This is a genomic window from Knoellia locipacati (genome assembly GCF_007992835.1).
GTDB lineage: Bacteria > Actinomycetota > Actinomycetes > Actinomycetales > Dermatophilaceae > Knoellia > Knoellia locipacati.
Window position 1 is genome coordinate 82,589 of sequence record NZ_BKBA01000008.1, and the last position, 21,440, is coordinate 104,028.

Annotated in this window: 23 protein-coding genes and 1 tRNA gene; 8 read left to right on the plus strand and 16 right to left on the minus strand. The window is 70.6% G+C overall.

Going from position 1 to position 21,440, the window contains the following annotated elements; all coding sequences use genetic code 11:
- The first annotated feature begins 124 nt into the window (after positions 1–124).
- A complete protein-coding gene (locus KLO01_RS08520) occupies positions 125–1,684 on the plus strand; it encodes a Re/Si-specific NAD(P)(+) transhydrogenase subunit alpha (protein ID WP_147064144.1) in 1,560 nt (519 codons plus the stop codon).
- 7 nt (positions 1,685–1,691) lie between these two features.
- Complete coding sequence (gene pntB / locus KLO01_RS08525) at positions 1,692–3,071, plus strand: Re/Si-specific NAD(P)(+) transhydrogenase subunit beta (protein ID WP_147064145.1); 1,380 nt, start codon at positions 1,692–1,694, stop codon at positions 3,069–3,071.
- Between the two features lie 110 nt (positions 3,072–3,181).
- On the opposite strand, the gene KLO01_RS08530 is transcribed toward pntB, so the two are convergent.
- From KLO01_RS08530 to upp, 5 genes are all read right to left on the minus strand, one after another.
- Positions 3,182–4,099: a type IV toxin-antitoxin system AbiEi family antitoxin domain-containing protein gene (locus tag KLO01_RS08530; RefSeq protein ID WP_186827978.1), complete on the minus strand. Its 918-nt coding sequence runs from the start codon at positions 4,097–4,099 to the stop codon at positions 3,182–3,184.
- Between the two features lie 190 nt (positions 4,100–4,289).
- Positions 4,290–5,777, minus strand: a complete 1,488-nt coding sequence (locus KLO01_RS08535; RefSeq protein ID WP_147064149.1) for an amino acid permease — start codon at positions 5,775–5,777, stop codon at positions 4,290–4,292.
- Positions 5,774–6,649: a PH domain-containing protein gene (locus tag KLO01_RS08540; RefSeq protein ID WP_147064151.1), complete on the minus strand. Its 876-nt coding sequence runs from the start codon at positions 6,647–6,649 to the stop codon at positions 5,774–5,776. Before KLO01_RS08540 ends, KLO01_RS08535 begins: the two co-directional genes overlap by 4 nt.
- 2 nt (positions 6,650–6,651) lie before the next feature.
- Positions 6,652–6,828: a hypothetical protein gene (locus KLO01_RS17155; protein ID WP_186828030.1), complete on the minus strand. Its 177-nt coding sequence runs from the start codon at positions 6,826–6,828 to the stop codon at positions 6,652–6,654.
- Between the two features lie 129 nt (positions 6,829–6,957).
- Positions 6,958–7,596 carry a uracil phosphoribosyltransferase gene (gene upp / locus KLO01_RS08545; protein WP_147064153.1) on the minus strand — a complete coding sequence of 213 codons (639 nt, stop codon included), beginning with the start codon at positions 7,594–7,596 and terminating at the stop codon, positions 6,958–6,960.
- A gap of 85 nt (positions 7,597–7,681) precedes the next feature.
- Between upp and KLO01_RS08550 the strand changes: the two genes are divergently transcribed.
- Positions 7,682–8,113, plus strand: coding sequence for a nucleoside deaminase (locus KLO01_RS08550; RefSeq protein WP_147064155.1), 432 nt, complete (start codon positions 7,682–7,684; stop codon positions 8,111–8,113).
- Positions 8,110–8,718, plus strand: a complete 609-nt coding sequence (locus KLO01_RS08555) for a DedA family protein (RefSeq protein ID WP_147064157.1) — start codon at positions 8,110–8,112, stop codon at positions 8,716–8,718. The genes KLO01_RS08550 and KLO01_RS08555 overlap by 4 nt, the downstream gene beginning before the upstream one ends.
- A 355-nt stretch (positions 8,719–9,073) precedes the next feature.
- On the opposite strand, the gene KLO01_RS08560 is transcribed toward KLO01_RS08555, so the two are convergent.
- From KLO01_RS08560 to KLO01_RS08570, 3 genes are read right to left on the minus strand one after another with little or no spacing between them, the layout of a single operon-like run.
- Positions 9,074–9,517 carry an amidase family protein gene (locus KLO01_RS08560; protein WP_147064159.1) on the minus strand — a complete coding sequence of 148 codons (444 nt, stop codon included), beginning with the start codon at positions 9,515–9,517 and terminating at the stop codon, positions 9,074–9,076.
- Positions 9,518–9,532: 15 nt separating this feature from the next.
- The gene (locus KLO01_RS08565) at positions 9,533–10,552 is read right to left on the minus strand and encodes a 1-aminocyclopropane-1-carboxylate deaminase (protein WP_147064161.1); all 1,020 of its coding nucleotides are present in this window, start codon (positions 10,550–10,552) and stop codon (positions 9,533–9,535) included.
- A 55-nt stretch (positions 10,553–10,607) separates the two neighbouring features.
- A complete protein-coding gene (locus KLO01_RS08570; RefSeq protein WP_147064163.1) occupies positions 10,608–11,297 on the minus strand; it encodes a GntR family transcriptional regulator in 690 nt (229 codons plus the stop codon).
- Between the two features lie 269 nt (positions 11,298–11,566).
- Between KLO01_RS08570 and KLO01_RS08575 the strand changes: the two genes are divergently transcribed.
- Together KLO01_RS08575 and KLO01_RS17495 are read left to right on the plus strand one after the other, a co-directional pair.
- Entirely contained in the window at positions 11,567–12,625 is a 1,059-nt protein-coding gene (locus tag KLO01_RS08575) for an IS481 family transposase (protein ID WP_246136122.1), read from the plus strand.
- Positions 12,622–12,750 (plus strand): hypothetical protein, encoded by a 129-nt coding sequence (locus tag KLO01_RS17495; RefSeq protein WP_275938374.1) that lies wholly within the window; start codon positions 12,622–12,624, stop codon positions 12,748–12,750. The genes KLO01_RS08575 and KLO01_RS17495 overlap by 4 nt, the downstream gene beginning before the upstream one ends.
- 36 nt (positions 12,751–12,786) lie before the next feature.
- On the opposite strand, the gene KLO01_RS08580 is transcribed toward KLO01_RS17495, so the two are convergent.
- The 8 genes from KLO01_RS08580 to KLO01_RS08615 form a co-directional block, all read right to left on the minus strand.
- Positions 12,787–12,876: transfer RNA gene (locus tag KLO01_RS08580), tRNA-Ser, on the minus strand.
- 164 nt (positions 12,877–13,040) lie between these two features.
- The gene (locus tag KLO01_RS08585) at positions 13,041–13,694 is read right to left on the minus strand and encodes a DUF305 domain-containing protein (protein ID WP_246136123.1); all 654 of its coding nucleotides are present in this window, start codon (positions 13,692–13,694) and stop codon (positions 13,041–13,043) included.
- Positions 13,691–14,440 (minus strand): thioredoxin-like domain-containing protein, encoded by a 750-nt coding sequence (locus KLO01_RS08590; protein WP_246136124.1) that lies wholly within the window; start codon positions 14,438–14,440, stop codon positions 13,691–13,693. The genes KLO01_RS08585 and KLO01_RS08590 overlap by 4 nt, the downstream gene beginning before the upstream one ends.
- A gap of 78 nt (positions 14,441–14,518) precedes the next feature.
- Positions 14,519–15,664 carry a mannosyltransferase family protein gene (locus KLO01_RS08595; RefSeq protein WP_147064165.1) on the minus strand — a complete coding sequence of 382 codons (1,146 nt, stop codon included), beginning with the start codon at positions 15,662–15,664 and terminating at the stop codon, positions 14,519–14,521.
- Positions 15,661–16,527, minus strand: a complete 867-nt coding sequence (locus tag KLO01_RS08600; protein ID WP_147064167.1) for a CHAD domain-containing protein — start codon at positions 16,525–16,527, stop codon at positions 15,661–15,663. Before KLO01_RS08600 ends, KLO01_RS08595 begins: the two co-directional genes overlap by 4 nt.
- Positions 16,524–17,078, minus strand: coding sequence for a LytR C-terminal domain-containing protein (locus tag KLO01_RS08605; protein ID WP_147064169.1), 555 nt, complete (start codon positions 17,076–17,078; stop codon positions 16,524–16,526). The genes KLO01_RS08600 and KLO01_RS08605 overlap by 4 nt, the downstream gene beginning before the upstream one ends.
- Positions 17,079–17,084: 6 nt before the next feature.
- Positions 17,085–17,378 carry a type II toxin-antitoxin system VapB family antitoxin gene (locus KLO01_RS08610; protein WP_009776380.1) on the minus strand — a complete coding sequence of 98 codons (294 nt, stop codon included), beginning with the start codon at positions 17,376–17,378 and terminating at the stop codon, positions 17,085–17,087.
- Positions 17,379–17,521: 143 nt separating this feature from the next.
- Positions 17,522–18,655, minus strand: a complete 1,134-nt coding sequence (locus KLO01_RS08615; protein WP_147065184.1) for an ROK family transcriptional regulator — start codon at positions 18,653–18,655, stop codon at positions 17,522–17,524.
- Positions 18,656–18,833: 178 nt separating this feature from the next.
- On the opposite strand from KLO01_RS08615, the gene KLO01_RS08620 reads away from it, so the two are divergent.
- Positions 18,834–20,354 carry a sugar ABC transporter ATP-binding protein gene (locus tag KLO01_RS08620; RefSeq protein WP_371860258.1) on the plus strand — a complete coding sequence of 507 codons (1,521 nt, stop codon included), beginning with the start codon at positions 18,834–18,836 and terminating at the stop codon, positions 20,352–20,354.
- Positions 20,351–21,409, plus strand: a complete 1,059-nt coding sequence (locus tag KLO01_RS08625; RefSeq protein WP_147064172.1) for an ABC transporter permease — start codon at positions 20,351–20,353, stop codon at positions 21,407–21,409. Before KLO01_RS08620 ends, KLO01_RS08625 begins: the two co-directional genes overlap by 4 nt.
- Positions 21,410–21,440 lie beyond the last annotated feature (31 nt).

Sequence of the window (21,440 nt, forward strand, 5' to 3'; positions counted from 1 at the left end):
GACGGGGGGAGTTGGCGGCCGCCGAACGCCGCCACGCCGTCGTGGCAGTCACACCACCGGCGCGCGGCCGCCCGCGGCTAGTAGGTTCGCGTTCGTATCTGTCCCGGACCCAGGAGGTCGAGTCGTGCGCATCGGTGTGCCGTTGGAGTCGTTGGCGGGTGAGACCCGGGTCGCGGCGACCCCCAGGACCGTCGAGCAGCTGATCGACCTCGGGTATGCCGTGTTCGTCGAGTCCGGTGCCGGGCACCTGTCGACCTTCGAGGACGCGGCGTACGTCGCTGCCGGCGCCGACATCGTCGGCGAGGACGTCTGGAACACCGACGTCCTGCTCAAGATCAACGCGCCCTCCGAGCCCGAGCTCGCCCGGCTGCGCGCCGGTCAGACCATCGTGAGCCCGCTGTCCCCGGCGCTGCGGCCCGAGCTCGTCGCCGCCCTCGCCGAGCGCGGCGTGACGGCGCTCGCGATGGATGCCGTGCCTCGCATCTCGCGGGCCCAGTCCCTCGACGTGCTGTCGTCGATGGCCAACATCGGCGGCTACCGCGCGGTCATCGAGGCGGCCCACGAGTTCGGGTCGCTCTTCACCGGGCAGGTCACGGCCGCCGGCAAGGTGCCGCCCGCCAAGGTCCTCGTCATCGGCGCCGGTGTCGCCGGGCTGTCCGCGATCGGCACGGCCGGCTCGCTCGGCGCCGTGGTCCGTGCGTTCGACGCGCGCAGCGAGGTCGCCGAGCAGGTCGAGTCGATGGGTGCCCAGTTCCTCCGGATCGACGTCGAGGACACCGGCCCGTCGGCCGACGGCTACGCGAAGGAGACGGGGGAGGACTTCAACGCCAAGGCCGCGGAGCTGTACGCCGCCCAGGCCGCGGACGTCGACATCGTCATCACCACCGCACTCATCCCCGGGCGCCCGGCTCCGCGGCTGCTCGACGAGGCCATGGTCGCGTCGATGAAGCCGGGCTCGGTCATCGTCGACATGGCCGCGGCCAACGGTGGCAACGTCGCCGGCTCCGTCGCGGACCAGAAGGTCGTCACCGCCAACGGCGTGACGATCCTGGGCTACACCGACCTGCCCGCCCGGCTCCCCACCCAGGCCTCGCAGCTGTTCGGCACCAACCTCGTCAACCTCCTCAAGCTCGTCACGCCCGAGAAGGACGGCCAGCTCACCCTCGACCTCGACGACCCCGTGCAGCGCGGGATGACCGTGGTCCGGGAGGGCGAGGTCCTGTGGCCCCCGCCGCCGGTGCAGGTGTCGGCGGCTCCGGCTGCGGGTGCTGCTGGTGCTGGTGCAGCGGGTGCCGGTGCTGTGGGCGCCGCGGGTGCCAAGGAGCCGGCCAAGCCACGCGACCCGCGCCTCAAGTACCTCTGGATGGCGCTCGGAGCCCTCGTCTTCGCGCTCGTCGCCTCGGCCTCGCCTGCGGTGTTCCTCGGGCACTTCACGGTGTTCGCGCTCGCCGTCATCGTCGGGTTCTACGTCATCTCCAACGTGTCGCACGCGCTGCACACGCCCCTCATGGCCGAGACCAACGCCATCAGCGGAATCATCGTCGTCGGGGGGCTGCTCCAGATCGACTCCGACAACCTGCTCGTCAAGACGCTCGGGTTCCTGGCGATCCTCGTCGCCAGCATCAACATCTTCGGAGGCTTCGCAGTGACCGGCCGCATGCTCGAGATGTTCCGGAAGGACTGAGGCGACGATGACATCCAACGTGGTCTCTGCGGCATACATCGTCTCTGCCGTCTTCTTCGTCCTCTCCCTCGCGGGTCTGAGCAAGCACGAGTCGGCCAAGGAGGGCAACGCCTACGGCGTGACCGGCATGGTCATCGCGCTCGGCGCCACCATCTGGCTGGTGCTCTCGCGGTCCGAGCACGCCCTCGTGACACTGCTGCTCATCGCGCTCGCCATGGGCATCGGCGCCGCAATCGGGCTGTGGCGGGCGCGCAAGGTCGAGATGACCCAGATGCCCGAGCTCGTCGCGATGCTGCACTCGTTCGTGGGTCTCGCGGCCGTGCTCGTCGGCCTCAACAGCCACCTCACCGTCGGCGACGCGGCCGACACGATCCACTCGGTCGAGGTCTTCCTCGGGGTGTTCATCGGCGCCGTGACGCTCACCGGCTCGGTCGTCGCGTTCCTCAAGCTGTCCGCGCGGATCCCGTCGACGCCGCTCATGCTGCCGGCGCGGCACTGGCTCAACCTCGCGGCGCTCGTCGTGTCGGCGCTGCTGCTGCTGTGGTTCGTCCAGTCGCACTCGGTCGTCCCGCTCATCCTCATGACGCTCATCGCGCTGGCGTTCGGGTGGCACCTCGTCGCCTCGATCGGCGGTGGCGACATGCCCGTCGTCGTGTCGATGCTCAACTCGTACTCCGGCTGGGCGGCGGCGGCTGCGGGCTTCATGCTCGGCAACGACCTGCTCATCGTCACCGGTGCGCTCGTCGGTGCCTCCGGTGCGATCCTGTCGTGGATCATGTGCCGTGCGATGAACCGCTCGTTCGTGTCCGTCATCGCCGGCGGGTTCGGCCAGGAGGTCTCGCTCGCCGACGACAGGGACTACGGCGAGCACCGCGAGATCACCGCCGAGGCCGCCGCGGACCTGCTGCGGGACGCGTCGTCGGTCATCATCACGCCGGGCTACGGCATGGCCGTCGCGCAGGCGCAGTACCCCGTCGCCGAGCTCACGAAGCGGCTGCGCGACCGCGGGGTCGACGTGCGGTTCGGGATCCACCCGGTCGCGGGGCGCCTCCCCGGCCACATGAACGTGCTGCTCGCCGAGGCCAAGGTGCCCTACGACATCGTGCTCGAGATGGACGAGGTCAACGACGACTTCCCCTCGACCGACGTCGTGCTCGTCATCGGCGCCAACGACACCGTCAACCCGGCGGCCGCCGAGGACCCGACGTCGCCCATCGCGGGCATGCCGGTGCTCCAGGTGTGGAACGCGCACGACGTCATCGTCTTCAAGCGCTCGATGGCGACGGGGTATGCCGGCGTCCAGAACCCGCTGTTCTTCCGGGAGAACTCGCAGATGCTCTTCGGCGACGCCAAGCAGCGCGTCGACGACATCCTCACCGCCCTCTGACCCAGCCCGCCTCAACTTTTGCTCCCATGCGGGAACCTTGAGGGTCCGGAGGGGACATGCCCTCCGGACCCTCAATCTTTCCTCCCGGTGCATGCCGACGAGGTATGCCGTCACGCCGCCGCGATCGCGGAGCGCACCTTGGCCGCCGCCGCGCCCGGGCGTTCGAGGTCGGCCCAGGTGATGCGGACGACGACGTAGCCCAGACGGCGCAGGGCGTCCTCACGCTTCTTCTCGGCCCACAGCACCGCTGGATCCCCCGAGTCGTACTTCATCCGACCGTCGAACTCGACGATGACGTTGGTGCCGTGGACGAGGAAGTCGACACGCCCCACGAGTCGACCGTCGCGGTCCCGGATCTCCACCTGTGGGGTGAGGACGAGTCCGGCCATCTCGAGGGCGACCGAGCACCGTGACTCGCCGACCGACTCCCGCAGTCCGTTGGCGAAGGACAGCATCGAGACCGCACGACTCCCGTGCCTCCACCCGCACACCACGTCGACGGCAGCCCGGAGGTCCTCGGCCGACACCAGGCCCGCGTGCATCGCGTGGTCGGCGCTGACGACTCCCTGGACGACGCCGTGCTCCATGGCATGTGCGGCCAGTGCCGTGGCCAGCTGGACCGCTGGGCCGACGGGGGTGCGTTGCGTCGGTTGCCCGGTCCACTGCCGCACGCGGTAGGGCCCGACGCGGACCGACCGGTCGATCGGCCGCAGGACGTTGATCGTGGACATGTCCGCGCCCCACACCCTGACGCCGTGAGCGAGCACGGCCGACGTGGAGCCCAGGGTGGCGTCGTCCCACAGCAGCCCGGCACCGAACGACAGGTCCGCATGCCACCGCGAAGGTGACGTCGGGTCGACGAGGTCGGCCACGGCATACAGGCCTCTGGCGGGATGGAGGAGCTCTTCGGAACGCACGGCGTGCACCAGAGCCACGGAAGTGAGTCCGGTCCTGTGGGCCTGCTTCGTCGTGAAGAGCCCGTGCTGTGCCTGAGCGAGGTCTCGCAGGGAAGGGTCGAGGTACGTCATGGTCTCAGCGTTCGACAGACCCTGCGGGGTGGGCGAGGGGCGGCTCGTCGAGCTGTGGACGACAGCCGAGCCGTGGGGTGCCTGTGGACAGCCGAGCATGCGGAGGAAAGCGTGAGGGACCGGAGGGAAATGTTCGGTCCGGACCCTCAAGGTTCCCGCATGGGGAGCAAAAGCTGAGGTGGGGGAGGCGTCAGGTCGAGGTCATGCTCGGGACCTCGCCCTCGCGGGCCTCCCCGGCGAGCCGCGACCGGCGGTACCCGTAGACGAAGTAGATGAGGAAGCCGAGCGCCATCCAGATGACGAAGCGGATCCACGTCTCCACCGGCAGCGTGAACATGAGATAGGCGCAGATCGCCGCCGACAGCCACGGCAGCCACGGGCTGAACGGCACGCGGAACGGCCGCTCGAAGTCGGGCCGCCGCTTGCGCAGCACCGGCACGGCGATCGACACGAGGAAGAACGCCGTGAGCGTGCCGATGTTGATCATGAACTCGAGCTTGCCCACGGGCGTGACAGCGGCGACGATCGCGACGAGCAGCCCCAGACCGATGGTGATCTTGAGCGGGGTGCCGGTGCGGCGGTTGACCTTGCCCAGCCCCGACGGGAGCAGCCAGTCGCGCGACATCGCGAAGACGACGCGGGACGAGCCGATGAGCAGCGTCATGACCACCGTCGTCAGACCCGCGACGGCGCCGGCGGAGATGAGCGTCGCGTAGCCCGGCTTGCCCACCTGCTCGAACGCGCCGGCGAGCGACCCGGCCTTGTCGAGCTGGTCGTACTTCACCATGCCGGTGAGGACGAGGGCGGTGGCGCAGTAGAGGACGGTGCAGATGACGAGCGAGCCCAGGATGCCGCGGGGGAGGTCGCGGGCGGGGTTCTTGGCCTCCTCGGCGGTCGTCGCCACGACGTCGAACCCGATGTAGGCGAAGAAGACGAGCGAGGCCGCGGCGAAGATCCCCGAGATGCCGAACGCCGACGGCGCGAACCCGAAGAGGGCCTCGACGAGCGGTTGCTCCATCGTCGAGCCGCTCTTGCTCGGCAGCGACGGCGGGATGAACGGGCTGTAGTTCGAGGTCTTGATGTACGAGAGCCCGGCGAAGATCACGAACAGGACGATGAAGATCTTGAGCGCGACGAGCGCCATGTTGACCCGCAGCGACTCCTTGATGCCGACCGAGACGAGCACCGTGAGCGCGAGCACGAGGAGGAACGCTGGCAGGTCGAACGACGAGCCGTAGGCCACGGACTCCGGGATCGTGATCCCGAGGTGGTCGAGGAAGATGCCCAGGTACGCCGACCACCCCTGTGCCACGACGGATGCGCCGAGCAGCAGCTCGAGCAGCAGGTCCCAGCCGATGATCCAGGCGACGAGCTCGCCGAGCGACGCGTACGAGAACGTGTAGGCCGAGCCCGACACCGGGATCGACGACGCGAACTCGGCGTAGCAGAGCGCCGCCAGCGCACAGCAGATGGCGGCGACGATGAACGAGATGATGACCGCGGGGCCGGCGAGCTCGCTGGCCGCGCGGCCGGCGACGGTGAAGATACCGGCGCCGATGACGACGCCGACGCCGAACACGGTGAGGTCGAGGGCGGTGAGACGTTTCTTGAGCTGGTACTCGGGCTCGTCACCCTCACGGATGGTCTGCTCGATGGACTTGGTCCGCATCACGCTCATCGCATTCCCTTTCGTCCGGGCCTGCGCTGGGTGCGTGGCCTGATCACCGGGATCTCGCCCGTGTCCTCCAATCGAGAAGCGTGCAGGAGATCGGAGCTCCGGTAAAGGGTCTCGTGCGGCGGCGTCACAGAGCGTGACTCGCGAACCGGGTTGCGTATGCCGTCCGCCCCCGTCGCGCCCTCACCTCGCCCGAGGTAGTCGCGCCAGCCGTGCGGGTCCTCCCAGTGGTCCTGCCACCCGTCGTCGTAGTCACCGACGGGTCCCCGGCCGGGGTGGCCACCGGGTCGCCCGCCCCGTCCGCCACCGTCGGGGCCCTCGTCGTCCCCGTCGTCGCCGGCCCACCCGTCCTCGGGGTCGCGGGCGGCCTCGTTGGAGCCGAAGAGCACGGTGCAGATGGCGCGGTAGTGGCGCTCGGCGTCGGGGACGTACTCGATGTGGCCGAGCGCCTGGTCCTGCCCGGCGGACTCGAGCAGGAAGGTGCCGTAGCCGATGATCCGCCCCATGATCGAGCGGTCGAAGGTCATGTCGGTGACCTTCATGAGCGGCATCATCGCGACCTTGCGGCGGACGAAGCCGTAGAAGAGCAGGAAGCGCTTGTCGGTGGCGACGAACCAGTCGTGGCGCCAGTTGAGATAGCGCCACAGGAGGTACAGCGCACCGGCGAACGCGGCATACCAGAAGAAGTTCGCGAGCATCGCGCCGCCGCGGGTGCGGGGTGCCTCGGCCTCGACGTAGGTCGCGAGGAAGAGCAGGCCGACGAAGAGGGCGATCGGGCGGATCTGCGAGAACCAGTGCTGGCGCACCATCGTGACGACGTTCTCGCCATCGACGAGGTAGCGGTCCAGCTCTCGATCGAGGCGCCCGGCCGCCAAGGTCAGCTCCGGGCGATCAGGGAGTCGAAGAACCGACCGATGTTGGCCACGCCGTTGGCGATGACGTCCCAAGCGCTGCCGACGATGTTGGCGGCGTCGGAGGGCGAGGTGAAGATGGCGTAGAGCAGGAAGATGACGAGCAGCCACGTGACGATCTTCTTGACCGGGGGCATGGACACGTCGACTCTCTCTCGGGTTCAGGTCAGGCGCAGGCGCGCGCGCAGACTCGACTTCGCAGCACCTCATGATGACGGATGGAGGTGTGACTGGTGTGACTCATGTGGCCACACGGCGTGTCGGGCGTGGCGTCAGACGACGCCGTAGAGGCGGTCCCCGGCGTCACCGAGCCCCGGCACGATGTAGCCGAGCTCGTTGAGCTTCTCGTCGATCGACCCGGTGACGAGCTGGACGGGCACACCGGCGTCGGCGAGCGACTCCTCGAGGTGCGCGATGCCCTCGGGTGCGGCGAGCAGCGTGACGGCCGTGATGTCGTCGGCGCCGCGCTCGAGCAGGAACTTGATGGCGTCGACCATCGAGCCGCCGGTGGCGAGCATCGGGTCGAGGACGTAGACCTGGCGCCCGGACAGGTCGTCGGGCAGGCGGTTCGCGTAGGTGATCGCCTCGAGGGTCTCCTCGTTGCGCTGCATGCCGAGGAAGCCAACCTCGGCGCTCGGCAGGAGGCGCACCATGCCCTCGAGCATGCCCAGCCCGGCGCGCAGGATCGGCACGATGAGCGGCTTGGGGTTGGAGAGCTTGATGCCCGTCGTCGGCGCCACCGGCGTCTCGATCTCGAACGGCTCGACCCGCACGTCGCGCGTCGCCTCGTAGGCGAGCAGCGTCATGAGCTCCTCGGCCAACCGGCGGAACGTCGGGGAGTCCGTCCGCTTGTCACGCAGGTAGGTCAGCTTGTGTGCAATGAGCGGATGGTCGGCAACGTGAACGCGCATGGGTGAAACTTAGCGTGTGTGTGCCCACCCCGGACCAGCGTCAGGTCCTCCGACCGCTCCGCTGCGCGAGGAGTATGCCGTCGCCATGCGTCGCGCACTCGAGCTCGCCGCGCGTGCAGCGGACGACGGGGACGTGCCCGTCGGTGCCGTGGTCCTCGACCCCGCCGGCGTGGTCATCGGCGAGGGGCGCAACCTGCGTGAGGTCGAGGGCGACCCGACCGCGCACGCCGAGGTGGTCGCGCTCCGCGAGGCGGCACGGCATACGGGCTCGTGGCGGTTGGAGGGCTGCACGCTCGTCGTGACCCTCGAGCCGTGCCCCATGTGCGCGGGCGCCGCGATGCTCGCGCGGATCTCCCGGATCGTCCTCGGTGCGTGGGACCCCAAGCTCGGTGCGACCGGCTCGGTGTGGGATGTCGTGCGCGACCGGCGGGCCACGCACCGGATCGAGGTCGTCGGCGGAGTCCTCCAGCGCGAGGCGTCGCGCCAGCTGCTCGACTTCTTCGGGGAGCGCCGGTGAGCGACGTCCTCGCGACCCTGCTCGACCAGCCGCCGTGGGTCATCCTCACGATCGCCGCGCTCGTCGTGTTCGGGGAGTGCGCGATCTTCGTCGGGATGGTCCTGCCGGGCGAGACCGTCGCCGTGCTCGCCGGTGCCGCGGCGGCCATCGGCCAGACCTCCCTCGCGTCCGTCCTCGTGGTCGTGCTCGCCGCGGCGATCCTCGGCGACAACGTCGGGTATGCCGTGGGTCGCTTCGCCGGTCCGCGCCTCCACCGCCGCGTGACGAACCCGGCGCGGCGCCAGCGGCTGGCCGGTGCCGAGGCGCGGCTGAGGTTGCGTGGTGGGCTGGCGGTCTTCCTCGGCCGGTGGACCCCGTTCGTGCGCTCGGTCATGCCCTCGCTCGCGGGGATCTCTCGTATGCCGTACGCGAAGTTCCTCGCCTGGGACCTGCTGGGTGCCGGGTCGTGGGCCGTGGGGAGCGTGCTCGCGGGCTACGCGGCGGGGAGGTCCTACGAGCAGGTCGTGGACTGGTTCGGGACCGCGGGGGCGGTGCTGCTCGGGGCGTTGATCATCGTCGGGGTGGGCGTGTGGAGCTGGCGGCGGACCGCGTCGGCACGCGCCTGACCGCCCTGCGCGCGGCTCACCGGCGACGCCGGCTGCCACGCAACACACTCGACGTCGGCATCGGCGCCCGACAAAACCGTTGCGCGCAGCGGGCCTCCCGGCTTAGCGTCGGAGGACACGGAAGGGAGGTGGTCCAAGAAGTGATTTCTCATTGGACGCGTGAGGTGACTGCGCGCTAGTCGTGCACCTCGACTGCTCGAGGTCGCGCCGCCCGGCGCAATCCAACGCAGTTCACCGCAGCCCGCGGGTCGTGCAGGTCGTCCCCTGCACTCGCTGTCTCCCAGTTCGGGGGCGGCGGGCCCGCGGGCTGTTCCATGCCCTATGCCGGTCAGCGCCAGACCGTGGACCGCCGCGGCTAGGCGCGGGCGAGGACGTCGAGTCGCGGGCGGCGCAGGTGCTGGGGGTTGGCCAGCTCGTACACCTCGGCCACCGCCAGCAGGACCTCGTCCGAACCCTCGGGTCCGACGAGCTGGAGCCCGACCGGCAGCCCGTCGCCGTCGAACCCGGCGGGCACGGACATGGCGGGCAGCCCGGTGGCGGAGACCAGCGTGGCCGCCCTCATCCAGTCGAGGTAGGTGTCCATCGACACGCCGGCCACCTCGGACGGGTACTCGAGGGTGGCGTCGAAGGGTGCGACCTGGACGGCGGGTGCCACCAGCAGGTCGTGGGTCGAGAAGAACGTCGCCGTGCTGCGGCGCAACCGGGCCCGGGCGTTCGCGGCGGAGCGGAGGTCGTCGGCGGTGAGCTCCATCTGGCGCAGCGTCGTGAGGTCGGGGGAGGCATGGGTGTCAGCCGGCATGGTGACCCTCCCGGCTCACTCGAACGCGCCGGCATACGCGTTGAGCGCAGGCTGGCCGCCGAGGTGGGCGTAGAGGACCGTGGAGTCCTTGGCGATCTCGCCCGAGGTGACGAGGTCGATGAGGCCGGCCATCGACTTCCCTTCGTACACAGGGTCGGTGATCATGCCCTCGAGGCTGCCCGCGAGCCGGATCGCCTCGATGGTCGAGTCCACCGGGATGCCGTACTCGTCGCCGGCCCAGCCCTCGAGGACGGTGATCTCGTCCTCGCGCAGGTCGCGGCCCAGGTCGATGAGGTCGGCCGTGTGGCGGGCGATCCGGCTCACCTGGTCGCGAGTCTTCTGCAGCGTGGCCGAGGCGTCGATGCCGAGCACGTGGCGGGGACGGCCACCGGCCTCCTCGAGGGCGGCGAAGCCGGCGATCATGCCCGCGTGCGTCGAGCCCGTCACGGTGCAGACGACGATGGTGTCGAAGAAGACGCCGAGCTGCTCCTCCTGCGCCGCGAGCTCGTAGGCCCAGTTCGCGAAGCCGAGACCGCCGAGCCGGTGCTCCGAGGCGCCGGCCGGGATCGGGTAGGGCTTGCCGCCCTCGCGCTCGATCTCGTCGATGGCCTCCTGCCACGACTGGCGGATGCCGATGTCGAAGCCGGCGGGGTCGAGCCGGGCGTCGGCGCCCATGATCCGGGACAGCAGGATGTTGCCGACGCGGTCGTTTCCGGGGTCCTCCCAGTTGACCCAGCGCTCCTGGACCAGGCGCACCTTGAGGCCGAGCTTGGCGCCGACGGCGGCGACCTGGCGGGTGTGGTTCGACTGGTACCCACCGATCGAGACCAGTGTGTCGGCGCCCGAGGCGAGCACGTCGGGGACGATGTACTCGAGCTTGCGGGTCTTGTTGCCACCGAACGCCAGCCCGGAGTTGACGTCCTCGCGCTTGGCCCACACCTGGGCGCCACCGAGGTGGGCGGTGAGCCGGTCGAGGGCGTGCACGGGGCTGGGGCCGAAGGTCAGGGGGTAGCGCTCGAAGTCCGCGATGGACATGGGTGTCTCCTGGGTTCTGGGTCGGGGTGGGCCGGGGCCCGGGTGGGGAGGCCGGTCAGCCGGCCTGGCCGGCCCTGCTGTCGGCGTCGTCGACGAGGTCGACGAGGGGGAGCAGGGTCTGCCAGTTCTCCTGTGCGGCCCGGCCCGCCGCAGCGGCGTCACCGGCCTCGCAGAGCGCGATGATCTGCTCGTGGAGGGTGATCGAGCCTCGCCCGTCGAGGCTCGCGAAGCGGATCCGCTCGAGCCGGCGGAGCACGGGGGTGACCTGTTCCAGGACGGTCGCGGCGACGGGGTTCGCGCTCGCGGTGACGGTGACGGCGTGGAAGTCGTCGTCGGCGGACAGTGCGGCCTCGGCGTCGTGGGCGTCGAGGGCCTCGGCGAAGCGGCGGTTGGCCTCGCGCATGGACCGCAGGTCGCCCTCGGAGAGGTTCGGGACCGCCTCCCGGACGACCAGCTCGTGCAGTGCCGCTGCCACGGACTGCGAGGCCCGGGCCTCGCGCACGTCGAGGGGGCTGACGCGGGTGTAGCTGCCGGGCTTGGACTGTACGAGACCTGCCCGTTCCAGACGCCCGAGGGCCTCACGGATCGGGGTCCGGCTCACGCCGAGCCAGCGGCCCAGGTCGGCGTCGTTGAGCCGCTCGCCGGGAGCGAAGGTGCCGTCGATGATCCCCGCGCGCAATGCCAGGTAGGCGTCGTCGCGCAGGAGCAGGCGGGGCCGCGTCGGCGGGTTCTGCGGGATTGGCATGCAATATATTGCACACGGCATTCGGAGAGTGTCAAGGGGTGCGGGTCGAGTCCTGAGGTCAGGGCCCTGAGCGCACCGTCGTCTCCACGGTCCTCACGAACGGGGGAGATGTGCCGCGTTCGTGAGGACCGGGAGCGCGGGACGACGAAAAAGCCCCGAGCCGAAGCTCGGGGCTTTTCCGTTCTGGCGGTGGCGGTGGTGTTGAGTCTCAGGACATCCGCAACAGGTGTCTCAAGACATAGGCAACAGTTCGGCGCTGCGATGTGGTGGTGTCTCGAGCGAAGCTGGTCATCACCGCGGTCACCGTCGAGGGCTTGAGCCAGGCGGAGGCGGCGCGTCGGTATGGGCTGTCCCGTGCGTGGGTATCGCGGTTGATGGCTCGGTGGTGGGCCGAGGGAGAGGGCGCGTTCGAGCCTCGCTCACGACGACCCAGAACGACCCCGACAGGGGCCGGGCCCGAAGCCATCGCTGCGGTCCTGGCCGAACGGGACCGGCTTACGGCGGTCGGGCATGATGCCGGCCCGGAAACAATCCACTGGCACCTTGACCGGGTCGGGGCGCTGTCGCCGGTGCCTTCACGGGCCTCGATCGCGCGGATCCTGTCCCGTCACGGCCGGGTCACTCCCGCGCCCAAGAAGAAGCCGAAAAGTGCCTACCTGCGGTTCGAGGCGGCCCAGCCCAACGAGTGCTGGCAGTCCGACTTCACCCATGTCCGGCTCCCCGGAGACGATGCCGAAGTCATCACCTGGCTCGATGACCACTCCCGGATGGCGTTGCACATCACCGCACACCACCGCGTCACCGGACAGATCGTGCTCACCACCTTCCGTGACGCAATGAGCGAACACGGCTGTCCCGCATCCACGCTCACCGACAACGGGATGGTGTACACCGTCCGCCACGCTTCCAAACGCACCAGCGGGGGACGCAACGCGTTCGAGGCCGAGCTCGCCACCCTGGGCATCCGGCAGAAGAACGGGCGCGGCAACCACCCCCAGACCCAGGGCAAGGTCGAACGGTTCCAACAGACGATGAAGGCGTGGCTGACCCGCCAACCCGAACAGCCCACCACCCTCGCCCAGCTGCAAAACCTGCTCGACCGGTTCCGGTACGAGTACAACCACGAACGACCTCACCGAGCCTTGGGCCGACGCACCCCGGCGGCGGCCTACGCATCCCTGCCAAGGCGAACCCCCGGCCCGAACCCACAGGCAGGCCTCACGCGCGCGTGCGCACCGACAAGGTCCACACCGGCAAGATCACCCTGCGTCACGGCGGAACGCTCTACTCCATCGGCATCGGCCGCCACCACAACGGCACCACCGTGAAAGCGCTGGTCAACGGCCTGGACATCACCATCATCGACGCCACCACCGGCGAAGTCCTACGCCAGCTCACCCTCGACACCACCCGCAAGTACCAGCCCCAGAAACCACAACACCCCGAACCCTGAGGGTTCGGGGTGTTGCCGATGTCCTGAGACATCACATGGCGGTGGCGGTGGGATTTGAACCCACGGAGGGCTTGCACCCTCACACGCTTTCGAGGCGTGCTCCTTAGGCCGCTCGGACACACCACCGCGAAGCAGGATACGCAACGAGCCCGCGTGAGCGAAATCGAGGGGCGGGCAGACGGCATACGGGCCGGCAGGTGGGCGGGCATCTGGAGGGAAGACAGAGGGTCCGGAGGGAAATGTCCCCTCCGGACCCTCGAGGTTCCCGCACGGGGAGCAAAAGGTGGTGCTCAGGCGCGCGCAGCGAGCATCTCCTGCATCGCCGTGATCTCCGAGGTCTGCGCCGACTTCATGGCCCGGGCCAGCGTGACGACCTCCTTGCGGTCCGAGCGCGCGAGCACGGCATCGGCCATCTCCACACCGCCGCGGTGGTGGGCGATCATCAGCGTGAGGAAGATCCGGTCGGCCTCGACACCGCGCGCCGCGGTCAGCCGCGCGAGGTCCGCCTCGGACGCCATGCCCGGCATCGGCACGGCGTCACCCGACGCCGACGTCGCACCGTGGTGGTCCGAACCCATCCACGCCATCGGCGCCTGTGACCCCGTCGGCGTGAGCCCCCAGAGCTGGAGCCAAGCGAACATCTGGCCGGCCTGCTGCTGCTGGCTCGTCGCGATGTCGTTGGCGAACGTGCGGATCGCCGGGTCCTCGGTGCGCTCGGCCACGAGCAGCGACATCTGCACCGCCTGCCCGTGGTGCGTCTGCATGTCGCGCGCGAAGCCCGCCTCGGCCGACCCGTCCAGCGGGAACCCGCCCCGCCCGAACAGCGCCCAGCCGAGCACCAGTCCGGCGAGCAACGAGCCGACGGCGAGCAGGACGGACAGACCGACGACCTCACCCCGGGAGCGGGGCGAGGCCGTCGGCACTGCGTGGTCGGACTCGGTCACGATGCGGACGGCGAGGGGGTCGCGCCCGGCATCGACGAGGGGCTGGTCGACGGCGTCGCGCCGGTGGACGGAGCGGCGGGTGCGCCACCGGTGAGGCTCGGCGACACGGACGGGTCGGTGCCGTCGGTGCCGTTGGTGCAGAGCGCGCCGGGCTCGGGGGTGTCCGGACCCTGGCGGTACTCCTTGATGAACTCCTCGAGGCGCGGGTCGTCGGCGCCGGTGAGCTGGATCTGGTGGCCCCAGGTCGAGGCGACCACCGGCGAGGGGAGCCCGTCGTACGGCGAGAGCACGGCGTAGGTGCTCGGCAGCACGTCCTTGAGCTTGTCGACGTCGGCCTTGGGCAGGTCGGGCTTGTAGGTCACCCACACGGCGCCGTGCTCGAGCGCGTGGACGGCGTTCTCGTTGGGCACCGGCTTGTCGTAGACGCCGCAGTTGAGCCACACGGGGTTGTGCTCGCCACCGACGGGCGGGTTCTCCTTGTAGGTCACCGGGGTCTGGACGTGCGCGCCCGCGGCGTACTTGTAGTCCTTGACCGCGTCGAGGCTCGGGGTGTTGGCCTTGTCGTGGATGACCGCGAACACCACGGCTCCGACGACGATCGCGATGGTCACCGCGGCGGCACCCCAGATCGCGAACAGCCGACGCTTGTCCTTCTTCTGCTGCTCCTTGCGCATCTGCGTCACACGGTCGGAGGCACTGCGCTGGCTCGCGCGCGCCTTCTTGCTGCCACTCCCGGACGGGGCCACGTCACACTCCTGAGAATTCGAACGATGTCGGGGAGATTGTCACCCATGGGTCTGGGAGTTCGCTGGGGCAGTCCGTGCCTAGGCGATCCAGTGCCTCGTGGCCGCGGCCCACGTCGCACCCACGAGGAGCACGGCCGACAGTCCCAGCCCCACGGCATACAGCCGCCTGTATGCCGTCCCCTCCCGGATCGTCCCGACCGCGAGGTAGGCGGGGAACCACGTGAGGGCGTAGCGCGGCGCCGACACCCACAGCGTCGAGCAGAGCACCACGCCGACGGTGAGCGAGAGGTAGGTCAGCTCGGGCCAACGACGTTGTCGCGCAAGGAGAAGGCACACGGCGACACCCAGCAGAACGGCAACGATGTCGGCGGCGCGGCTCGCGGCGAGCCAGGCGTTGGGGCTGTCGAGCAGCGACTGCCAGGCCGTCGCGATCCCGGTCCACGGGGTGGCGGTCGAGCGGTCCCAGCCGCGGTGCTCCGCCTCGCGCCACGCGTCCCACGAGCCGGTGAGGGAGTGCAGGTGGAGCACGTAGCCACCGATGCTCAGTGCGGGAAGTCCGAGGGCGAGGACGTCCCAGCGCGGACGGGGTCGCCCGTCGTGGTGCCACTGCAGGGCGTACATGACGGCGAGCCCGGCGGCGAGGAACAGCCCGTTGACGCGGACCCCGGTCGCCAACGCCGCGAGCGCACCCGCCCACCACCAGTGGCGCCGTGAGGCGAGCAGCCAGGCCCCGAGGGCGAGGGCGAGGAAGAGGGCCTCCGTGTAGACGGCGACGAGGAAGAAGCCGCACGGCGCGAGGGCGAGCATCAGGACCGCCCGGCGAGCCGCCACCGGACCGCCGCGGGCGTCGTCGCGGACGAGCTGCCACAGCAGCGCGGCGGCGATCGCCCCGGCGACGAGGGAGGTGAGGACGCCGGCGCCGGTGACGCTGCCGCCGGTGAGCGGGGCGAGGGCCGCCATGAGCATGGGGTACCCCGGGAAGAACGCCTGGTCGCAGCAGTCGAGGCCCGGCGGGAGGTAGCCCAGGGTCGCGATGCGCACGAAGTGGTAGCTGTCCCACGCCGAGAAGCGGTCGAGCCACCAGACGCCGCTCGCCCACTCGTGGGCAACGGCCCCCTGGCCGGCGACCGCGGCCATGGCGAGCACGGTGAGCCCGAGCAGCAGCCGGGAGCCGAGGAACGCGACGCCGGCACGCACCGCGGGGGACGTGCGCAGGGTGGTCACTGGGCGGGGTGGCGCCAGAAGGGTTCTCGCGCACCGAGATCCGCGACGATCGCCGACGCCTGGTCGAGGAGCGGCTGCTTGTCGGTCTCGGGCGGCGTGACGTCGACGAGCTCGAGGAGGTGGTGGCTGGTCTCGAGGTCACCCAGCTCGCCGAGCGTGTCCTGGAGGTGCGCGACCACCGTCGCCAGGTCGTGGGGCGCGGAGCCGGGCGCGTGGGCCGACTCGGGCGGGACGGCATACAGGCTTCCGAAGAACTGGATGCCGTAGCGGAGCTTGCGGGCCTCCTTGCGCACGGAGTGCCGCTCGGTGCGTGAGGCGTGGGTGAGGTCGGCACCGCGACGCAGGACGCGACGGAGCCGGCGGTCGAGGGCGTCCGGTGCGGCCTCGAGCACGGGCGGGTCGTGGGGGACCTCGTCGTGCAGGTGGCGGAGGAGCCCGTCGACGTGGGTCCTGAGGTCGCTCCACCGGTCGGACGAGAGCACCTCGAGGACCTCGTCGTGGGCCGCGGCGCGGCGCTCCAGGAGCAGCGCACGCGGTGCCCCGGTGAGGTGGCCGGCGTGGTCGCGGACGGCGACGTCGAGGTCGCGCGCCCGCCCGAGCGGCACGGCGAGGTCACGGATCTCGGTGCTGACCCACGCGAGCTTCTCGCCGTCGCCGAGCGGACGGCTCAGGAGCGCGAACGCGACGCGCGCCCGCCGGATGCCGATCCGCACCTGGTGCAGGGCCTCGGGGTCGTGGCCGGCGCGCAGCAGCTCGCTGTGGTGGCGCACGTGGTCGCCGGCGGCACGCACGACGATGTCGAGGGCCTGCGTCGTGGTCATCTCGGGGGTCAGCACGATCGGGGCCCCCGTCGCGACCGTCACGACGACGACTTCGACGTGGTGGTGCTGGGCGAGGGGCACATCGGCAGGCCGGTGGGCGTCGGGTTGGGTGCGAGGGTCGAGAACCTGCTGCCCAGGACGATGTCGAGCGTCGCGTCCTTGCGCTTGTCGGTGATCGACGTCGTCCCCTTGCCGCCCAGCGGGACGACGAGGTGGGCCCGGCTCTTGCCCGCCTGGCCGTAGCGGACCTCGACGACGTTGACCTTGCGCCCGAGCGGGTCGTTGCGGACCTCTCCGATGACGAAGCCGCGCTCGCGCAGCTCGGCGGCGGTGCGGGCCGCGAGGCCGTTCTTGCTCGACGCGTTGTAGACGTTGACGCGGGTCGTCGCGGGCGTCGGCAGCTTCGGGTTGAAGGGGGTGCACGTCGCGCCGGTGCGCGGTGTCGCCTCCTCGCCCCCACCCGAGGCGCGGTAGTACGAGTAGGCGTACCAGAACGCGAAGAAGAGCAGGAGCAGGACGATGAGGATCGTCGTCGTCGCCCGGCGGTTCTGCCGGCGGTGCCGCAGCTCGGAGGAGAGGTCGCGTTCGGCCATGGCGGGCTACTCGATGACGAGGACGCGCGCGTGGAGCGTCGGCCGTTGGTGCAGGGCCGCGCGCAGGGCCCGGTGCAGTCCGTCCTCGAGGTAGAGTGTCCCCTCGAACTCGACGACGTGCGCGAACAGGTCGCCGTAGAACGTCGAGTCCTCCGAGAGCAGCATCCCGAGGTCGAGCGTGCGCTTGGTCGTGACGAGGTCGTCGAGCCGCACCAGGCGCGGGGGCACGTTGGACCACTGACGCGTGCTGTACCCGTGCTCGGGGTACGGACGCGTGTCGCCGACGGCCTTGAAGATCACGCCGCCACTGTATGGGCCCCGGTGCCGGGACGCGCGCACCCTCCCGCGTCGTGGGCGCAACTGTGACCTGCTTGGTATGCCGGCCCCTCGGCTGCGTCCGCAGACCTGGTCGGGTTCCTGACCGGCGTTGCGGACGCAGTGGGTCAGGAGGCGACCGAGGCGAGCTGGCGCTCGACCTCCTCGGCGGAGAGCACGTGCTGGATGACCATGGTCGCGGCGCCGATGACGCCCGCGTGCCCGCCGGTGCGGGCGGCGACGATCTGGAGCTGCTCGGTGGCCAGCGGGAGCGAGCGGCCGTAGACGACCTCGCGGATGCCGGCGAGCAGGCTCTCGGCGCACTGCACGAGCAGCCCCCCGACGACGATGACCTGCGGGTTGAGCAGGCTCACGGTCGAGGCGAGCACGGCGCCGATCTCACGACCGGCCGCGCGCATCTCGGCGATGGCCTCGACGTTGCCGCCACGCACGAGGTCGACGAGCCCGCGGGTGTCGTGGGCGTCGACGCCGCCCCGGGCGAGGCGGGCGACGATGGCGGGTCCGCTGGCGACGGCCTCGAGGCACCCGACGTTGCCGCACCGGCAGAGGACGCCGTCGCCGTGCGGTGCGGCGACGTGGCCGAGGTCGCCGGCCGCGCCCTGGGCGCCACGGTGGAGCTGGCCACCGGTGATGATGCCGGCGCCGATGCCCGTGGCGACCTTGACGAACACGAGGTGGTCGACGTCGGGGTGCATCGTGGCGTGCTCCCCGAGCGCCATGATGTTGACGTCGTTGTCGACGAGGACGGGACCACCGAGGCCGGCGGAGACGTGGGCCGGGACGTCGTAGCCGTCCCAGCCGGGCATGATCGGCGGCGACACGGGGCGGCCGCTGGAGTGCTCGACGGGACCGGGCAGCCCGATGCCGACGCCGGCCAGGTCGGTGCGCGTGCGCTTGGCCTCCTTGAGCAGCTCGCGGCCCAGCTCGACGACGCGGTCGAGGACCGGGCCGGGACCGCTCGCGATGTCGAGCTCGACGGTCCGGTCGGAGATCACCGTGCCGTCGAGGTCGGTCAGGCCGACGGTCGCATGGGTCGCCCCGAGGTCCGCGCCGATGACCGCGGCGGCGGAGGGGTTGAACGCGAATCGCACCGGCGGGCGCCCGCCCGTGGAGCGCGACTCCCCGGCGGGCTTGAGCAGCCCGGCCGCGAGGAGCGAGTCGACGCGGGTGCCGACGGTCGAGCGCGCGAGCCCGGTCACCTGGATGATCTCGGCCCGGGTGCGGGGGCGTCCGTCGCGCATGAGCTGGAGCAGGGCGCCGGCACCGGTAGGCCCATCGGTGAGGGGGAGGGTGCCGGGGGAGTTCACGCGGGTAGTCAAGCACAAATCGCGAGTTTCGCCCACGATGCACACAGATGTGTGCGATGAGATTCACGCTTTTGCTTGACGGACATGCAAAAGACTCCTACGGTTCTGACCCATGAGCAGAGGCAATGACGCCTCACCACTTCTGGTGATGGCAGGGATCGTCAAGCGGTTCCCCGGAGTGACGGCACTCGACGGCGTGGACCTCGACGTGCTCCCGGGTGAGGTTCACTGCCTGCTCGGCCAGAACGGCGCGGGCAAGTCGACCCTCATCAAGACGCTCGCGGGGGTGCACACGCCCGACGAGGGCACCATCACGTGGGACGGCACGGAGGTCACGCTCGGTCACCCGCAGGCCGCCATGGACATGGGCATCGCGACGATGTACCAGGAGCTCGACCTCGTCGAGGGCCTCACCGTCGCCGAGAACATCTTCCTCGGTCACGAGAAGTCGCGGTTCGGACTCTCGCAGCGCTCGGCCGCCCGCGCCGCGACGCGCGAGCTGCTCGCAGGCCTCGGTCACCCCGAGATCTCCCCGACGACCGAGGTGGGGGACCTGTCCGCCGCCGGCCAGCAGATCGTGAGCATGGCCCGGGCGCTGTCGCGCAAGGCGCGGCTCATCGTCATGGACGAGCCGTCGGCCGTCCTCGACAGCGGTGAGGTGGAGCGCCTCTTCGACGTCATCCGCCAGCTCACGGCCCAGGGCATCGCCGTCGTCTACATCTCGCACCGCCTCGAGGAGATCCGCGTCATCGGTGACCGCGTCACGGTCCTCAAGGACGGACGCACCGTCGCCACGGGCCTGTCCGCCGAGGAGACTCCGACCGGAGAGGTCATCCGGCTCATGACCGGCCGCTCCATCGAGTACGTCTTCCCCGAGCGGGCAGCCGCGGCACCCGAGGGTGAGCCCCTGCTCGTCGTCGACGGCATCTCGCGTCGCGGCGAGTTCGAGAAGGTGAGCTTCGAGGTGCGCCCGGGCGAGGTCGTCGGTCTCGCCGGCCTGGTGGGCGCTGGTCGCTCCGAGATCGTCGAGACCGTCTTCGGCGCCCGCAGGGCCGACGAGGGCACCGTGAGCGTGGGTGGTCGCCGACTCCGGCCCGGCTCGGTCGGCTCCGCGGTCGACGCCGGCGTCGGGCTCTGCCCCGAGGAGCGCAAGAGCCAGGCGCTCGTCCTCGGCAACAGCGTCGCCCACAACATCAGCATGGCGACGCTCACCCGCTTCTCCAGGGGCGGCCTCATCGACCGCGGCGCCGAGAACGCCGCGGCCCAGGAGCTCGCGACGAGCCTCGAGCTGCGACCGACCGGGATCTCGCGTGAGATCCGCACCCTGTCCGGTGGCAACCAGCAGAAGGTCGTGCTCGCCCGTTGGCTGCTCCGCGGCTGCCGGGTGCTCCTGCTCGACGAGCCCACGCGTGGTGTCGACATCGGCGCCCGCTCCGAGATCTATGCCCTGGTCCGCAGGCTCGCCGACGACGGTGTCGCCGTCGTCGTCGTGTCGAGCGAGATCGAGGAGGTCCTCGGTCTGTCCGACCGCGTCCTCGTCGTCGGTGACGGCCAGGTCCTTCACGAGGCGCCCGCCGGCGACCTCGACGAGCACCAGGTGCTCGACATCATCATGAGAGGAGACGCCGCATGAGCGTCGAGACCCCCCGCACCTCCGAGGAGCCCGTCGGCACCCAGGAGATGGCGGCCCCCGCAGCCACGGCCGGGTCCGGCCCGAGCGCGCTGAGCCGTCTCGCCGGCAGCTCTGCGACCCGCAACCTCGGCCTCGTCATCGCCCTCGTCATCCTCTGCGTCGTCGGGCTCGCCACCGCAGGTGAGCGGTTCGGGAGCATCGACAACGCGCTGACCATCCTCCGGCTCGCTGCCGTCGTCGGCGTCGTGAGCATCGGCATGACCTTCGTCATCTGTGGTGGGGGCATCGACCTCTCGGTCGGCGCCATCGTCGCCCTCTCCTCGGTCTGGGCGACCACCCTGGCCACGCAGACGCTGGCCGCGGACATCCACTGGATCGTCATGGTCTTCACCGCGCTCCTCGTGGGAGGCGCCTGCGGGCTCGTCAACGGCGTGCTCGTGGCCTACGGCAAGGTGGCGCCGTTCATCGCCACCCTGGCCATGCTCGCCAGCGCCCGCGGTCTCGCCGAGCTCATCGCCCAGCGCCGCACCCAGATCGTCCGCGACCGCTCCTTCATCGACTTCTTCGGCGGCAGCGTCCTCGGCATCCCGGTGCTCGTCATCATCTTCGCCATCGTGGCCGCGCTCGGCTGGGTCCTGCTCAACCGCACGACCTTCGGCCGTCGCACCCTGGCCATCGGTGGCAACCCCGAGGCAGCGCGACTGGCCGGCATCAAGGTCGAGCGGCAGACGGCATACCTCTATGTCCTCCTCGGACTCGCCTGCGGGCTCGCCGCCGTGATGCTCATGGCCCGCACCACGACCGGGACGTCAACCCACGGCGGGCTGCTCGAGCTCGACACCATCGCCGCCGCGGTCATCGGCGGGACGCTCCTCAGCGGCGGGCGCGGCACCATCGTCGGCACCGTGCTCGGTGTCCTCATCTTCACGACGCTCACCAACGTCTTCACGCTCAACAACGTCGACACCTCGACCCAGAACGTCGCCAAGGGCGTGGTCATCGTCGCCGCCGTCCTCCTCCAGCAGCGGCTCGCCGCCCGCCGTCGCAGCACCTAGCCACGGCTCGTCCGCACCACGGCACCACGGC

Bases quoted from the DNA above. Each gene is read 5' to 3' on its own strand.
- pntB (WP_147064145.1), top strand. From the start codon at position 1,692: ATGACATCCAACGTGGTCTCTGCGGCATACATCGTCTCTGCCGTCTTC.
- KLO01_RS08530 (WP_186827978.1), bottom strand. From the start codon at position 4,099: ATGACGTACCTCGACCCTTCCCTGCGAGACCTCGCTCAGGCACAGCAC.
- KLO01_RS08535 (WP_147064149.1), bottom strand. From the start codon at position 5,777: ATGAGCGTGATGCGGACCAAGTCCATCGAGCAGACCATCCGTGAGGGT.
- upp (WP_147064153.1), bottom strand. From the start codon at position 7,596: ATGCGCGTTCACGTTGCCGACCATCCGCTCATTGCACACAAGCTGACC.
- KLO01_RS08550 (WP_147064155.1), top strand. From the start codon at position 7,682: ATGCGTCGCGCACTCGAGCTCGCCGCGCGTGCAGCGGACGACGGGGAC.
- KLO01_RS08560 (WP_147064159.1), bottom strand. From the start codon at position 9,517: ATGCCGGCTGACACCCATGCCTCCCCCGACCTCACGACGCTGCGCCAG.
- KLO01_RS08565 (WP_147064161.1), bottom strand. From the start codon at position 10,552: ATGTCCATCGCGGACTTCGAGCGCTACCCCCTGACCTTCGGCCCCAGC.
- KLO01_RS08570 (WP_147064163.1), bottom strand. From the start codon at position 11,297: ATGCCAATCCCGCAGAACCCGCCGACGCGGCCCCGCCTGCTCCTGCGC.
- KLO01_RS08605 (WP_147064169.1), bottom strand. From the start codon at position 17,078: ATGGCCGAACGCGACCTCTCCTCCGAGCTGCGGCACCGCCGGCAGAAC.
- KLO01_RS08615 (WP_147065184.1), bottom strand. From the start codon at position 18,655: ATGCGCGACGGACGCCCCCGCACCCGGGCCGAGATCATCCAGGTGACC.
- KLO01_RS08620 (WP_371860258.1), top strand. From the start codon at position 18,834: ATGAGCAGAGGCAATGACGCCTCACCACTTCTGGTGATGGCAGGGATC.
- KLO01_RS08625 (WP_147064172.1), top strand. From the start codon at position 20,351: ATGAGCGTCGAGACCCCCCGCACCTCCGAGGAGCCCGTCGGCACCCAG.